The sequence below is a fragment of the Microbacterium sp. Marseille-Q6965 genome, assembly GCF_946151065.1.
Classification (GTDB): domain Bacteria; phylum Actinomycetota; class Actinomycetes; order Actinomycetales; family Microbacteriaceae; genus Microbacterium.
In genome coordinates this window covers 335373-349696 of sequence record NZ_CAMGZA010000002.1, presented here as the reverse complement: position 1 = coordinate 349696, position 14324 = coordinate 335373, and the positions used below count along the sequence as shown (strand labels likewise).

Annotated in this window: 15 protein-coding genes; 5 read left to right on the top strand and 10 right to left on the bottom strand. The window is 71.0% G+C overall.

The window, feature by feature from the left end; genetic code table 11:
• Position 1: 1 nt before the first annotated feature.
• A complete protein-coding gene (locus tag N8N77_RS08130) occupies positions 2–1213 on the bottom strand; it encodes an LLM class flavin-dependent oxidoreductase (RefSeq protein ID WP_396652817.1) in 1212 nt (403 codons plus the stop codon).
• 181 nt (positions 1214–1394) lie between these two features.
• Between N8N77_RS08130 and N8N77_RS08125 the strand changes: the two genes are divergently transcribed.
• The 3 genes from N8N77_RS08125 (at position 1395) to surE (ending at position 4467) form a co-directional block, all read left to right on the top strand.
• Positions 1395–2534 carry an acyltransferase family protein gene (locus tag N8N77_RS08125; RefSeq protein WP_261166121.1) on the top strand — a complete coding sequence of 380 codons (1140 nt, stop codon included), beginning with the start codon at positions 1395–1397 and terminating at the stop codon, positions 2532–2534.
• 113 nt (positions 2535–2647) lie between these two features.
• Entirely contained in the window at positions 2648–3655 is a 1008-nt protein-coding gene (locus N8N77_RS08120) for a 1-phosphofructokinase family hexose kinase (protein ID WP_261166120.1), read from the top strand.
• Positions 3652–4467 (top strand): 5'/3'-nucleotidase SurE, encoded by an 816-nt coding sequence (gene surE, locus N8N77_RS08115; RefSeq protein WP_261166119.1) that lies wholly within the window; start codon positions 3652–3654, stop codon positions 4465–4467. The genes N8N77_RS08120 and surE overlap by 4 nt, the downstream gene beginning before the upstream one ends.
• A gap of 31 nt (positions 4468–4498) precedes the next feature.
• Here surE and rpsO read toward each other — a convergent pair whose 3' ends face one another.
• Entirely contained in the window at positions 4499–4768 is a 270-nt protein-coding gene (gene rpsO / locus N8N77_RS08110; protein WP_261166117.1) for a 30S ribosomal protein S15, read from the bottom strand.
• 214 nt (positions 4769–4982) lie between these two features.
• On the opposite strand from rpsO, the gene N8N77_RS08105 reads away from it, so the two are divergent.
• The gene (locus N8N77_RS08105) at positions 4983–6293 is read left to right on the top strand and encodes an MFS transporter (RefSeq protein ID WP_261166115.1); all 1311 of its coding nucleotides are present in this window, start codon (positions 4983–4985) and stop codon (positions 6291–6293) included.
• Between the two features lie 72 nt (positions 6294–6365).
• Here N8N77_RS08105 and N8N77_RS08100 read toward each other — a convergent pair whose 3' ends face one another.
• The 3 genes from N8N77_RS08100 to N8N77_RS08090 all read right to left on the bottom strand — a co-directional run bounded on the left by N8N77_RS08100 (position 6366) and on the right by N8N77_RS08090 (position 8866).
• Positions 6366–6914 (bottom strand): YceI family protein, encoded by a 549-nt coding sequence (locus tag N8N77_RS08100; protein WP_261166114.1) that lies wholly within the window; start codon positions 6912–6914, stop codon positions 6366–6368.
• Between the two features lie 151 nt (positions 6915–7065).
• On the bottom strand, positions 7066–7437 hold the full coding sequence (locus N8N77_RS08095) for an FKBP-type peptidyl-prolyl cis-trans isomerase (protein ID WP_261166112.1): 372 nt from the start codon (positions 7435–7437) through the stop codon (positions 7066–7068).
• A gap of 187 nt (positions 7438–7624) precedes the next feature.
• The gene (locus N8N77_RS08090; protein ID WP_261166111.1) at positions 7625–8866 is read right to left on the bottom strand and encodes a PrsW family intramembrane metalloprotease; all 1242 of its coding nucleotides are present in this window, start codon (positions 8864–8866) and stop codon (positions 7625–7627) included.
• A gap of 122 nt (positions 8867–8988) precedes the next feature.
• Between N8N77_RS08090 and N8N77_RS08085 the strand changes: the two genes are divergently transcribed.
• Complete coding sequence (locus N8N77_RS08085; protein ID WP_261166109.1) at positions 8989–9858, top strand: fumarylacetoacetate hydrolase family protein; 870 nt, start codon at positions 8989–8991, stop codon at positions 9856–9858.
• Positions 9859–9906: 48 nt separating this feature from the next.
• On the opposite strand, the gene N8N77_RS08080 is transcribed toward N8N77_RS08085, so the two are convergent.
• From N8N77_RS08080 to N8N77_RS08060, 5 genes are all read right to left on the bottom strand, one after another.
• Positions 9907–10098 carry a hypothetical protein gene (locus tag N8N77_RS08080; RefSeq protein WP_261166108.1) on the bottom strand — a complete coding sequence of 64 codons (192 nt, stop codon included), beginning with the start codon at positions 10096–10098 and terminating at the stop codon, positions 9907–9909.
• Positions 10099–10139: 41 nt separating this feature from the next.
• Positions 10140–11582: an aspartate ammonia-lyase gene (locus N8N77_RS08075; RefSeq protein WP_261166107.1), complete on the bottom strand. Its 1443-nt coding sequence runs from the start codon at positions 11580–11582 to the stop codon at positions 10140–10142.
• Between the two features lie 69 nt (positions 11583–11651).
• Positions 11652–12551 (bottom strand): phosphodiesterase, encoded by a 900-nt coding sequence (locus N8N77_RS08070; RefSeq protein ID WP_261166104.1) that lies wholly within the window; start codon positions 12549–12551, stop codon positions 11652–11654.
• A 41-nt stretch (positions 12552–12592) separates the two neighbouring features.
• Positions 12593–12919: a peptidase gene (locus tag N8N77_RS08065; protein ID WP_261166103.1), complete on the bottom strand. Its 327-nt coding sequence runs from the start codon at positions 12917–12919 to the stop codon at positions 12593–12595.
• Positions 12916–14268: an inorganic phosphate transporter gene (locus N8N77_RS08060; RefSeq protein WP_261166101.1), complete on the bottom strand. Its 1353-nt coding sequence runs from the start codon at positions 14266–14268 to the stop codon at positions 12916–12918. Before N8N77_RS08060 ends, N8N77_RS08065 begins: the two co-directional genes overlap by 4 nt.
• Positions 14269–14324: the final 56 nt, after the last annotated feature.

Here is a 14324-nt window from a genome sequence, read left to right as displayed (position 1 = left end):
CTCAGGCCCTCCGATCGGCGGCGGGTCCGAAGGCTCCGGGCTTCACCGGCTGCCGGTCGGGCGTGTCCTGGTAGGGCGAGCCGCCGGTGACGTTGTCGCCCCGGTTGGCGTTGGGGCGCGGCTGGCGCGGCTCGGCGTCGCCGTACGTCGCCTTCACGCGCGCGGCGTGCGTCGGCGCATCGGGCACCTCGGCCGGGCGGTTCACCTGAAGCTCCTTGCGCAGGACCGGCACGACCTCCTGTCCGAGGAAGTCGATCTGCTCGAGCACCATCTTCAGCGGCAGCCCGGCGTGATCCACGAGGAACAGCTGGCGCTGGTAGTCGCCGAAGGTGTCGCGCATGGACGCGTAGCGGTCGATCACCTGCTGGGGCGATCCCACCGTCAGCGGCGTCATCTCGGTGAAGTCCTCCATCGTCGGGCCGTTGCCGTAGACGGGGGCGTTGTCGAAGTACGGGCGGAACTGGCTCACCGCGTCCTGCGAGTTCTTGGCCATGAAGGCCTGACCGCCGAGGCCGACGATCGCCTGCTCGGGCGTGCCGTGGCCGTAGTGGGCGTAGCGCTGGCGGTACAGGTTGATGAGGCGCTGGTAGTGCTCCTTGGGCCAGAAGATGTTGTTGGCGAAGAAGCCGTCCCCGTAGTACGCCGCCTGCTCCGCGATCTCGGGCGTGCGGATGGATCCGTGCCACACGAACGGAGGCACGTCGTCCAGGGGACGCGGCGTGGAGGTGAATCCCTGCAGCGGGGTGCGGAACTTCCCCTCCCAGTCCACGACGTCCTCGCGCCAGAGACGGTGCAGCAGCTGGTAGTTCTCGATGGCCAGCGGCAGGCCCTGGCGGATGTCCTTGCCGAACCACGGGTACACCGGACCGGTGTTGCCGCGCCCCATGATGAGGTCGACGCGACCGCCGGCCAGATGCTGCAGCATGGCGTAGTCCTCGGCGATCCTCACGGGGTCGTTCGTCGTGATGAGCGTCGTGGCGGTCGAGAGGATGAGCCGCTCGGTCTGCGCGGCGATGTACGCGAGCGTCGTCGTGGGCGACGAGGAGAAGAACGGCGGGTTGTGATGCTCGCCGATCGCGAACACGTCGAGCCCCGCCTCCTCGGCGTGGGTGGCGATCGTGACGATGTCACGGATGCGCTCGGCCTCACTCGGCGTGTAGCCGGTGACGGGGTTGCGCGTGATGTCGCTGACCGAGAACAGGCCGAACTGCATGCCCTGCCAGGTGGTGTCGCTCATTGCGAGGCTCCGATCCGTTTCTATGCGGCTGAATATACTCCTGCAACGCCGGCACGTCGAATCTATTCCCCGGCTCGGCCCGCCGCGCCGGGGGGACGGCTGATCGCGCCGGTAACGTCGGGGTGATGCGACGCGCCCAGCCGACGGAGGAAGCCGCATGAGCACCCCGCCCCCCACCGCCAGCGTCCCCACGCGACGCCCCAAACGCCGCGTGCCCTTCTGGGACAACGCGCGCTTCGCATGCATCGTGCTCGTCGTGCTCGGCCACGCCGTGCAGCGGCTCATCTACGACTCCGACATCGCCTACGCGCTCTACCTGACGATCTACGCGTTCCACATGCCGGCGTTCGCCATCATCTCGGGCTACTTCTCGAAGTCGGACGCGCCGAACGCCCGGCAGATGGCACGCGTCATCACCGACATCCTCGTCCCCTACGTGATCTTCGAGCTGCTGTGGTGGCTCACCAAGCTGCTCGTCGAGGGCGAGGCCGAGCCGAACCTCACCGAGCCGTCGTGGACGCTGTGGTTCCTGCTGGCGCTCGGCATCTTCCGCCTCGTGCTGCCCTACCTCGCCCTGCTGCGCTGGCCGCTGTTGTGGACGCTGGTCATCTCGGTCGGGGTGGGCTATCTGCCCAACGTCGACAGCACGTTCTCGCTCTCGCGCACCCTCGGGTTCCTGCCGTTCTTCGCGCTGGGCTGGTGGCTGCGCGACCGCGGCGTCGTGGATCGCCTGCGGCTGATCGAGTGGCGGCCGTGGTGGACGCGCGTCGCGGCGGTGGCGGTGTTCGCGATCGCCGGATGGATCGCGTGGGCGGGGATCGACACCTGGCGCGAGATCGAGCTGCGTTACTGGTTCTTCTACGACGACGACTACGGCGGGCTCATCTCCGGCGGCCACTGGTGGGGCGGCCTCGCGCGGCTCGGCACGATCGCCGCGGGCCTCGCGCTGTCCGCCGCCTTCTTTGCGCTCCTGCCCCGCCGCGACACCTTCCTCACCCGCTTCGGGCAGTACACGATGTACGTCTACCTCCTGCACTCGTTCGTGCTGTACCCCTTCCGCGAGTCCGGCGTGCTGCGCGACCTGGAGCCGACATGGCTGTGGCTGCCCACCGTGTGCGCCCTGTCGGTGATGATCGCCTTCCTGCTCGCCACGCGCCCGGTGCGCATCGTCTTCCGGCCGCTGATCGAGCCGCGGGCGACATGGCTGTTCGCCGACCCGTCGGTCGCCCCGCGTGCCCGCCGCAACGACCCCACGGGATCGCGCCGGCCCGCGGATCCCCCGCGCGGTTCCGCTTGAGGCGCCCGCCCGGCTAGCGACGGCGGGTTCGGGGCGCAAGGGGGTGAAAGCGGCGCCGACGCATCGTAGCGTGACGGCATGCCCAGCACCGCGCGAACGGAAGCGAGCATGCCATGAGCGATGTCACGATCTTCGCCCCCTCCCCCGCCCTCACCGTCACGATCGAGGACCACGAAGCCGGCCCGGACATCCACGTGCACGCCGGCGGGCAAGGGGTCTGGCAGGCGCGGATGATGCGCCGGCTCGGCGCCTCGGTCACGCTGTGCTGCGTGCTCACGGGCGAGATCGGACGCGTCGTGCGCGATCTGCTCGAGAACGAGGGCTTCACCGTGGCGGCCGTGGAGCGCTCGGGGCGGGGCGCGTCGTACGTGCATGACCGGCGCGGCGGCGAGCGTCTGCCGGTGGCCGAGACGGCCGGCGACGCGATCGGCCGACACGAGCTCGACGAGCTGTACGGCATCGCGCTGCGGGAGGGTCTCGACAGCGGGCTCGTGAGTCTCAGCGGACCCGACGGCGACGGCACCCTGCCCGCCGACACCTACCGTCGACTCGCGGCGGACCTGCGCGAGGGAGGAGCGCGGGTCGTCGTCGACCTCTCGGGCGAGCGCCTGCTCGCCGCCCTCGAGGGCGGGGTCGACGTGCTGAAGGTCAGTGACGAGGAGCTGCGCGACGACGAGCTGCTCGACGGCGACGAACCGGAGGCCGTGCTGGAGGCGATGGCGCGGCTACGCGCGCGGGGCGCCGGGGCCGTCGTCGTGACGCGAGCGAGCGAGCCACTGCTGCTGCTCGACGCCGAGGGTGCCGTGGAGATCTCGCCGCCCCGGCTCGAGGCGGCCGACACCCGCGGCGCGGGTGACTCGCTCACGGCGGGGCTGTGCGCCGGCCTGGCCCTCGGCGAGTCGCTGCGCGACGCCGTCACGCTGGGCGCGGCCGCCGGCGCGCTCAACGTCACCCGCCACGGGCTCGGCACGGGCGAGACCGGCACGATCGAGCGGCTGCGCGAGGCCGTCCGGGCGCGGACCCTGTCGCGCGGCGACGGCGCCGCCACCCCGCACCTCAGCCCCGGAGACCTCGCCGCGCTGGCGAGCGACACGAACCCGACCGAACGGGACGACCGATGACGCGGGTGCTCGTCACGAACGACGACGGCATCGACGCGCCGGGCCTGGCGGCGCTGGCAAGGGCCGCGGCGCAGCGGGGCCTCGACGTGACCGTCGCGGCGCCCGAGCGCCAATCCAGTGGCACGAGCGCCGCGATCGTCGCCGGCGAGGAGGACGGCAGGATCGCGGTCGATCGCCGCACGCTCGAGGGCCTCGAGGACCTGCCCGCCTTCGCCGTGCGCGGCGGCCCCGGCCTCATCGCCCTCATCGCCGCGCACGGGGCGTTCGGCGATCCCCCCGAGCTCGTGCTGAGCGGCGTGAACCACGGCGCGAACGTCGGGCGCGCGATCCTCCACTCCGGAACGGTGGGCGCGGCGCTCACCGGCGGCCTCAACGGCGCGCGCGCCGTGGCGGTCTCGCTCGACGTGGGCATGCACCCCGAGGCGTTCCATTGGCGAGAGGCCGCCGAGGCCGCCCTGTCGTTGGTGCCGTTTCTGCAGTCCCTGGCGGCGGGCGCGGTGCTCAACCTCAATGTGCCGAACACCGACAGGCAGCGCGGCATCCGGGAGGCCCCGCTGGCGCCGTTCGGCATCGTCCAGACCACGCTCAGTGAGCGCGGCGCGGGGCACCTGCGCCTCGCGGTCGAGGATCTGCCGAACACGCCCCTTCCCGGCAGCGACGCGGCGCTGCTGGCGGAGGGTTGGGCGACGGTGACGGGCATCGAACCGGTGTCGCACCGCCACCTCGGTTACCCGGACGCGCGCCCGACGGACGCAGAGCGCACGAAGAAGGCCCGCCCCACACCTGGGACGGGCCTTCCGGAAGACGATTGAACGCTGGTGCGCTCTGCTCGCTCGCTCCGCGTCAGCGACGCAGTCCGAGACGCTCGATCAGCGAGCGGTAGCGCTCGATGTCGATGTCCTGGAGGTAGCCGAGCAGTCGACGGCGCTGACCCACGAGCAGGAACAGGCCACGACGCGAGTGGTGGTCGTGCTTGTGCTCCTTCAGGTGCTCCGTGAGGTCCTTGATGCGCTGCGACAGCAGCGCGACCTGCACCTCGGGGGAACCGGTGTCACCGGGGTGCGTCGCGTACTCTTCGATGATCGCCTTCTTGACGTCTGCTTCCAGTGCCATAGAACCGATCCCCTCTCTCCTCGTTGCGCGGCGCCCGACGCCTCATGCGTGAGCTCTCTTTATCCGCGGCCGATCGAACGGCAACCAAAGGAGTCTACCAGCGATCGAGCCGGCTGCGCGCCCCGGGGCGGGGCGACGCACGCGCCACGCACTAGGGTCGATCCGTGCACCACACCGCCCCCACCCGGTCCGGCAGCCGGACGCGCCCGCTCTCGTGAGCGAACACACCGCCCGCCGTAGCCACTTCGTCGACACCCGGCCCCTGAAGGAGAGCCCCGCGTTCGCGCGGCTCTGGCTCGGCACGCTGCTCGGCGGACTCGGCAGTCAGCTCACGATCACGGCCGTGATGCTGCACATGTACGCGCTGACGTCGTCGACGTTCGCCGTCTCGATGATCGCCGTGGCGGGCCTCGTGCCCATGATCGTGGCGGGACTGTACGGCGGCATGCTCGCCGACCACTTCGACCGCCGCACCGTGGCGCTGACCGCCGCGACGGTGGGGTGGAGTTCGACCCTGCTGCTTGCGGTCCTCGCCTGGACCGGGCACATCGACGTGTGGTGGCTGTACGGCCTGTCGATCGTCAACTCCGCCGCGAGCACGGTGGCGAGCGCGACCAAGATGGCGATGACGCCGAAGCTGGTGGGCCCGCACCTCATCGCCGCGGCCGCCGCGCTGACGGGGATCACCTCCGGCGTCATGGTGCTCGTGGGCCCCGCGGTGGGTGGCGCGCTCGTCGCCGGGTTTGGCTACCCGATCACCTACACGATCGATGCCGTCCTCACCCTCTCGCTCTTCCTGGGCCTTGCCACCCTGCCGCGGCTGCGACCGGAGGGCCAGAGCGAGCGCCCCGGCCTTCGCTCCGTGCTCGATGGGTTGGCGTTCCTGAAGGTCGCGCCGAACATCCGGATGCAGTTCATCCTCGACGTCGTCGCCATGACCTTCGGGCACCCCATCGCGCTCTTCCCCGCGGTCGGCGTCGTGCTGCTCGGCGGCGGCGAGGTCACCTCGGGCCTGCTCATGGCGGCGATCGCCGCCGGCGTGCTCGCGTCGAGCCTGTTCTCGGGGCGCATCGGCACGGTCCGGCGCCAGGGGCTCGGCATCGCGCGGGCGATCCAGGCATTCGGCGTCGCGACCGCCCTGTTCGGACTGGTGCTGCTGGTGGCGGCGCAGGGTTGGCCGGGCGCGAACGGTGTCACCCCCGAACGGCCGAACGTCCCGCTGATCGCGCTGGCGTGCCTCTGCCTCGCGCTCACCGGCGCGGCCGACAACGTCAGCTCGATCTTCCGCCAGACGATGCTGCAGGCGGCCGTCCCCGACGCCGTGCGGGGCCGGCTGCAGGGCATCTTCATGGTCGTCGTCGCGGGCGGGCCGCGTCTCGGGGCGCTCTACACCGGCGCGCTCGCCGGGGTCGCCCTGTGGGTGCCCCCGCTCATCGGCGGCGTGCTCATCGTCGCGATCGTGGCGACGATCCTGCGCGTCGCGCACCGCTTCCGCTCCTACGACGCCGCGCACCCCACGCCGTAGCGCGGACCGCGGACACGCCGAGGGGGCGGGCGCCGTGCGGCACCCGCCCCCTCGATGCGGACGCGGAGGTGATTACTGCTGCAGGGCGGCCTGCAGGTCGAGCGTGATGGTGACGTCCTTGCCGACGAGCACCCCGCCGGTCTCGAGGGCGGCGTTCCAGGTGAGGCCGAACTCCTCGCGGTCGATCGTCGCGGTGCCCGTCGCGCCGGCCTTGTAGTTGCCCCACGGGTCCACGCCGAAGCCGCCGAGCTCCATCGTGAAGGTGACCGGCTTGGTGACGCCCTTGATGGTCAGGTCACCGTCGACGAGGAAGTCGGCGCCCTCCATGCGCACCCCGGTCGAGATGAACTCGATCGTGGGGTAGGACTCGGCGTCGAAGAAGTCGGCCGAGCGCAGGTGCTGGTCGCGGCCCTCGTCCTTCGTGTTGATCGAGGCGACATCGGCCTTGGCCGTGACCTTCGTCTCCAGCGGGTTCTCGGGAGCGACGATCGTCCCCTCGATCACGTGGAAAGCGCCCTTGACCTTCGAGATCATCATGTGGCGGACGGTGAAGCCCACCTCGCTGTGCGAGGGGTCGATCGCGTAGGTGCCGGGGCGGTAACCGGTGATCTCGATGGTCATGTTCTCTCCTCAGAAAAAGTTGTGCCGTGACGGCGATGTACCGAAGACAATACCCATGCGCTCGCATATATTCCCGAGTGCGAGGTGAACATCCGGAAAACAGCGAGGCGTCCCGCGCGACGAATGGTGCGGGACGCCTCGGTGGGGCCTGTCAGGCGATGTCGATGAGGTCGATGATGAAGATCAGCGTCTTGCCGCTGAGGAAGTGTCCGGCGCCGGCGGGGCCGTAGGCGAGGTGCGGCGGGACGACCAGCTCGCGTCGGCCACCGATCCGCATGCCCGGGATGCCGTCCTGCCAGCCCTGGATGAGCCCGCGCAGCGGGAACTGGATGCTCTCGCCGCGGTTCCAGGAGGAGTCGAACTCCTCGCCGGTGTCGTACTCGACGCCCGCGTAGTGGACGGTGACGGTGTCGCCGGGCTTCGCCTCGGCGCCGTCACCCACGATGATGTCGCGGATGACGAGCTCGGAGGGCGCGGGCCCCTCGGGGGCGTCGAACTCGGGCTTGGTGCGGTCTGCGCTCATGCGTCCATCAAAACACGCTGCCCTCGGCGGCACACGCGGTTCATCTCAGAGCGAAACGCGGCTCCGCGATCCGCCCCACGCAGCATTCAGCGCCCGGGCCGCGACGATGTCTGCGAGTCAACCGGGCGCTGAATGTGGCCTATGCCTAGGGTGCGCCGCCGTGCGCGACGTGTCAAGACCCCGATCGTCAGGGGGCGAGCAGGGCGCGCCGGGTGGCGGCCGCGCGGTGCAGCAGGAGGTGCTCGTCTTCGACCGCGCCCGGGTCGCGTCCGCTCCGCGCGCGCTGGCGGGCCATCGCGAGCGCCGTGGCGTCTCGGATGAACGAGTTCATGAGCGCGACCGCCTGCGCGCTGCGGCTCGCGGCCCAGCGCTTGCCCGCGCGGCGGCCGTCGGCCGTGGCGAGCATGTCGACCTCCTGGCGGGTGAACCAGCCCGCCTCGGCGTACTCCCCGAGCCGCTCACGCGTCAGCCGCATCTCCTCCTTGCGCAGCTGCACGATGCACACGATGAACAGCACGAAGATCGGCACCTCGACGAGCGCGTAGAGCGTGTAGAAGGCGTTCGGGAAGAACAGATCGAGCACCGACGAGGCGTTCCACAGCGCGTGCAGCGCGACGCCGAGGACGTAGCCGAGCAGCGCGAACAGCGGCACGCTGCGTCCGCCGCGCCGAGCGAGCCCGATCATGAGGCCGATCGCGCCCGTGAACATGGCGTGCGCGAAGGGCGACATCACGCCCCGCATGAAGAAGTTCTCGGCGAGGCCGCCGATACCGCCCGAGTACAGGGCGATCACGAAGTACTGGATGTTCTCGGTGAACGCGAATCCCGCGCCGACGAGCATGCCGTACACGATCCCGTCCACCGGACCGTCGAAGGCGTTGCGCGCCATCCACAGCACGAGCAGGATGCCCAGCAGCTTCCATCCCTCTTCCAGCAGCGGCGCGCGCAGGATGATCGAGAGGATCTCCGCCATCAGCGGATCCATGCCCCATGCCCCCGCGATCCCGTCGAGGAACGGGATGGTGAGCAGCGTCAGCGCGATCGCCGCGACGGCGCCCCAGGCGAGGGCGAAGACGATGAGCGAGCGGGGCTCGGGCTCCCAGCGGTCGATGACGAGCACCACGGTGAGGATGACGCCCGCGAACGGAATGAGCGCGAGGATGCTCGTGATCGCCACGCCCACGGCTCCCAGCGAGGAGACGAAGTACCCCACCACCGCAACGGCGAGCACCGCCAGCACGATCCAGATCCACAGCCACGGCGCTCGCCCCTTGGTCGGCACGGGCGGCAGCCGCAGGTGCGCCTCCTGCGGCGCCGCCTGCGGGATCGTGGCGCCGAGCGCGTGCGGCGGCTGCGCCAACGGCGACGCCCACGTGTGCTGAAGGGGCGCCCGCAACGGCGTCCCGGTGTCCCCGCCCCCGTACGTCATGGCTCTCACTCTAGGGGGCGGCGCCTCTCGGCGCAGGGGCACCTCTCCCCACGCGCTCCGGCCCCGCGCGGTCGTCCTCGGTCCGGCCATGACCCGTTGCCTGGCCCTCCTAGAATGGGATGATGCGCTTTTCCCACCTCGTGTTGCCCGGCGACTCCACGCCCACTCTCGTCGTCAAGGACGGTGAGGAGGCGGTCCCGGTCGCCACGCTCGTGGACGCCGCGCCCGGCTCGCTCGACGAGCTGGTGGCCGCCGGGCCGGACGCCCTCGACGACCTCCGTGAGGCGCTCGCGGCCGGACGCGGACGGCGCATCCCGGTGGGCGACGCCGCGTACGCGCCCGCGCTGCTGCGGCCGCCGGCGATCATGGCGGTGGGTCTGAACTACGCCGCGCACTCGGGCGAGCTGAACCTCAAGACCGACGCCACGCCCACGGTGTTCACCCTGTGGCCGAACTCGCTGGCCGGACACGGCGGCACCACGACGTGGTCGCGCAGCCTCACGGGTGCCGTCGACTACGAGGCGGAGCTCGGCGTCATCATCGGCCGCGCCGCCCGCGGCGTGAGCGAGGACGAGGCGCTCGACTACGTGTTCGGGTACACCGTCGTCAACGACATCTCGGCGCGCGACATCCAGTACTCCGAGGCGCAGTGGAGCCGCTGCAAGTCGCTCGACGGCTTCACCCCCGTCGGCCCCGACGTGGTCACGGCCGACGAGATCCCCGATCCGCAGGACCTGCACATCTGGACCCGTATCGGCGATGAGCTGCTCCAGGACGGCTCGACCGGCCAGATGGTCCGTTCCGTCGCCACGCTCATCGCCCACCTCTCGCAGGGCATCACGCTGCTGCCCGGCACGCTCATCTCGACGGGCAGCCCGGGCGGCTCGGGCTTCTCGCGCACGCCGCAGGTGCTGCTGCAGGACGGCACCACCGTGACGGTGGGCGTCGACGGCATCGGCGAGCTCACGACGCACTGCCGCATCGTCGACTGACGGCCGTCGCCGCGGCGGCGTCGGTCGGCGCTCCGCCGCGGACGCCGGTCAGCGACCGCGGCGCGCGGTCCGCGGCGTGCCCACGGGGAGCATGGGCAGCGCCAGGCCCGCGAAGGCGATGAGGGGCAGCGCGCTTCCGGACACGACGGCGAGCGCGACGCCCGTGGCAGCCAGGCCGGCTGCCAGCGCCCACACGAGCGCCCTCACCCCGGCGGGGACCTGCGTTTCGCGTCCGCTCACGCCGCCGATGCTACCCCCTCGACCGGCGGCAGCGCTCCCCCTTACGGAAGGTCTTCGGGCGACATGACGGGGATCGCGCTCGTGATCGGCTCGATGCCCGACAAGCGCTCGGGGCGCAGCTGCTTGGTGACCTCTTCGCGGGTCATCAGCCCGGCCTCCACGACGAGGTCGGCGACGTTTCGGCCCGTCAGCAGCGCGGTCTTGGCGAGGGCGGCGGCGGCCGCGTAGCCGATGAAGGGCGTCAGCGCCGTGATCACGCCCACCGACGAGCCGACCATCGCGCCGAGCCGGTCGCGGTTCGCGGTGATGCCGTCGACGCAGTGCAGGCGGAGCATGCGCATGGCCTGGCGCATCCAGGTGATGGACTGCAGGATCGAGTGCGCGATCACGGGCTCGAAGGCGTTCAGCTGCAGCTGCCCCGCCTCGGCGGCCATCGTCACCGTGATGTCGGCACCGACGACCGAGAAGGCCACCTGGTTGACCACCTCGGGGATGACGGGGTTGACCTTGCCCGGCATGATGCTCGATCCGGCCTGCTTCGCCGGCAGGTTGATCTCGCCCAGACCGGCCTGCGGTCCCGAGGAGAGCAGCCGCAGGTCGTTGCAGATCTTCGACAGCTTCATCGCGTTGCGCTTGAGCGAGGACGAGAACGACATGAAGGCGCCCATGTCGCTCGTCGCCTCGACCAGGTCGGTCGCGGTCGTGAGGGGCAGGCCGCTGATCTCGGCGAGATGACGCCGCACCGTCTCGGCGTAGCCGGGCTGCGCCGTCACCCCGGTGCCGATGGCCGTCGCGCCCATGCTGATCTCGGTGAGCAGGGCGGCGTTCTCGCGCAGTCGCTGCAGATCCTCGCCCATCGTCGTGGCGAAGCCGTGGAACTCCTGCCCGAGCGTCATCGGCACGGCATCCTGCAGCTGCGTGCGCCCCACCTTCAGCACGTCGCGGAACTCGACGGACTTTGCGAGGAACGACCGGCGCAGCAGGTCGAGCTCCTCGAGCAGCGCGACGTGGACGAAGGAGACGGCGAGCTTGATGGCCGTGGGATAGACGTCGTTGGTCGACTGGCTGCGGTTGGTGTGGTCGTTCGGGGAGAGCCAGGCGTAGTCGCCCTTCTGGCGCCCCGCCATCTCCAGCGCGATGTTCGTGATCACCTCGTTCGCGTTCATGTTCGTCGAGGTGCCGGCACCGCCCTGGATGACGCCCACGCGGAACTGGTCGTGGAACTCGCCGTCGATCACCCGCTGTGCCGCGCGGTCGATGAGGTCGGCTCGTTCGGCGTCGAGCACGCCGATGTCCCGGTTGGCCCGCGCCGCAGCCTGCTTCACCATGGCGAGGGCGACGATCAGCTCCGGGTACACCGAGATCGGGCGGCGGGAGATGTCGAAGTTCTCCATCGCGCGAGCGGTGTGGATGCCCCAGTAGGCGTCGGCGGGAACCTCGAGGGAGCCCAGGGAGTCGGTTTCGGTGCGCGTCTCTGCTGCCACACAGCGAGCCTATCCGCGCAGCCCGGGAACTCCGTGAGCGGCTCGGGCGCGCTCGGAAGGAGGCCGACGTCAGGCGCGCGCGGGCTTGCGCGAGAAGCGCTCGAGCCGCTCCTGGGGGCTCAGTGCCGCCATCCGCTCGTACCATTCCGGGGTGAAGTAGCCGCCCGATTCCGCGGCCACCACCGGCACGACCGTGTGCGTCACGACCTCGTCGTACACGTGCACCAGGTGGAACGACTGCCCGGCATCCATGCCGTTCACGCGCTGCCCGGGTTGCGCGACATCCATCGTGTAGCACGTGGCCGCCGCAACGCTCACGGGCACGCCCGCGAAGGTGCCGCTCATGGAGTAGTGAAGATGCCCCGCGATGATGCCGCGCACATCGGTGCCGCGGATGACGTCGGCCAGGGCGTCCTGCTCCCGCAGCTCGAGGATGTCGAACAGCGGCACGTGGCTGGGCAGCGGCGGGTGGTGCAGCGCGAGGATCGTCCCGAGCGGTGCCGGCGACGACAGCTCCGCCCGCAGCCATTCGCGCTGCGCCGCATCGATCTCGCCGTGGTGCCACCCTGGCACGGTGGAGTCGAGCGCGATGAGGCGCAGGCCGCCGAGGTCCCACACCCCGGTCACGGGCTCCTCGCTCGGATCGAGCCCCAGCAGATCACGGCGCAGCTCGGGCCGCTCGTCGTGGTTGCCCGCCACCCACACGAGGGGCGCGCCCATGCGCTCGGCCACCGGCTCGACGATGGCGCGCAGCCGCGCGTACGCATCGGGCTCGCCGAGGTCGGTGAGGTCGCCGGTGAACACGAGCGCGTCCGGCCGCTGCTCCAGCTGCTCCACGCGGGCGAGAGTGGCGCGCAGGTGCTCCTCGGCGGCATAGCGGCCGCCGAGGGCCGCTCCCCCGGCCAGCAGGTGCGTGTCGCTGAGGTGGACGATCGTGCGCTTGGCGGGGGCGTGGCGGCCGAACTGCATGTGCCCAGGCTACTGGGTGCCTCCGACGCCGCCGGGCGGGATCAGCCCAGCACGATGAGCAGGATGCCCCCCACGACCGCGAGCACCACGACGGCGAAGCACGCGTAGGCGCCGATGAGCGCCACCGTCTTCTCGCCCGACGTGAGCGGGCTGCGCCGGGCGGCCTTGTCCGCCTGCTTCTGCGCCTTGGCGATCTGCTTCGGCGTCATCACCCGGATCGCGTCCGTGAACACGGCGGGCGCGACCACGGGCGTCCGTCCCGAGCGCGCGAGCAGGCGCAGGCCGAGCGCGTAGAAGCCGACGACGAGCACGCCCGCGATGAGGGCGACGAAGAACACCTGCACGAACGCCAGCCAGTCGATCGTCACTTCTTCTTCTCCTTGCCCGACTTGGCGCGCTTCGCCGCCCGCTCGGCCGCCGCTCGCTCGGCCGCGCGCGCGAGCTCCTCCCTCACGGCGCGCTGCGCCGCCTCCTGCGCCGTGCGCCGCACCTCCTCGAGCTCGGCACGACGTGCGGCGTCACGCGCGGCCTCGCGGCGCTGGCGACGCGTGGGCGGAGGCGATTCGGTGGTGCTCACCGCGAGGTCCGACTGCGCGAGCTCGTGCATGGCGTTACCCGCGTGGATCTCGTCCTTCCGCGACCGCAGGAACAGGGCGAGGATGATCACGACCGCCAACAGCGCGTCGATCGCGACGCCCGCCGTCCCGAGCCAGACGACGAGCAGCGCCGCCAGCGCCCCGACCACGCCGGCGGCGGGCAGCGTCAGCACCCAGCCGACGAAGATCCGCCCGACCATGCCCCACCGGACCGACGAGCCGCGGCGACCGAGCCCCGACCCGATGACCGAGCCGGAGGCGACCTGCGTGGTCGACAGGGCGAAGCCGAGATGACTGGAGGCGAGGATCGTCGCCGCGGTCGACGTCTCGGCCGAGAACCCCTGCGCGGGCTTGACCTCGGTCAGGCCCCGACCCATCGTGCGGATGATGCGCCAGCCGCCCACGTAGGTCCCGAGCGCGATGGCCGCCGCGGCCGAGACGATCACCCACAGCTGCGGCTCGTGGTGCTGCGCCGACTGCCACCCGACCGAGATGAGCGCGAGCGTGATGACGCCCATCGTCTTCTGGGCGTCGTTCGTGCCGTGCGCGAGCGCGACGAGGGACGAGGTGAAGATCTGGCCCCAGCGGAATCCGTCGCGCCCGTCGGGTTTTCCGTCGTAGCGACGAGTCACCGTGTAGGCGATGCGGGTGAGCACGAAGGCGATGAGCCCGGCCGTGAGGGGCGCGAGCAGGGCAGGCAGCACCACCTTGGACATGACGACGCCGAAGTCGATGCCCGCCAGCCCGAAACCGACCAGCGTCGCGCCGATGAGGCCGCCGAACAGCGCGTGCGACGAGCTCGACGGCAGCCCGAGGAGCCAGGTGAGCATGTTCCAGGTGATCGCACCGATGAGGCCGGCGAAGATCAGCGGCGGGAAGAGATCACCGGAGATCTGATCCTCGCGGATGATCCCGCCCGAGATCGTCTTGGCGACCTCGGTCGACAGGAAAGCCCCGACGAGATTGAGGATCGCGGCAAGCGCCACGGCGGTCTTGGGTCGAAGCGCGCCCGTGGCGATGGGGGTCGCCATCGCGTTGGCGGTGTCATGGAAGCCGTTGGTGAAGTCGAAGAACAGCGCCAGGGCGATGACGAGGACGATGATGAGCGTGGTGATCTCCACGCCTCCAGGCTAGGCGTTCACCGACCGTTAACCTACCCGGCGCCCGCGTGGGGGCA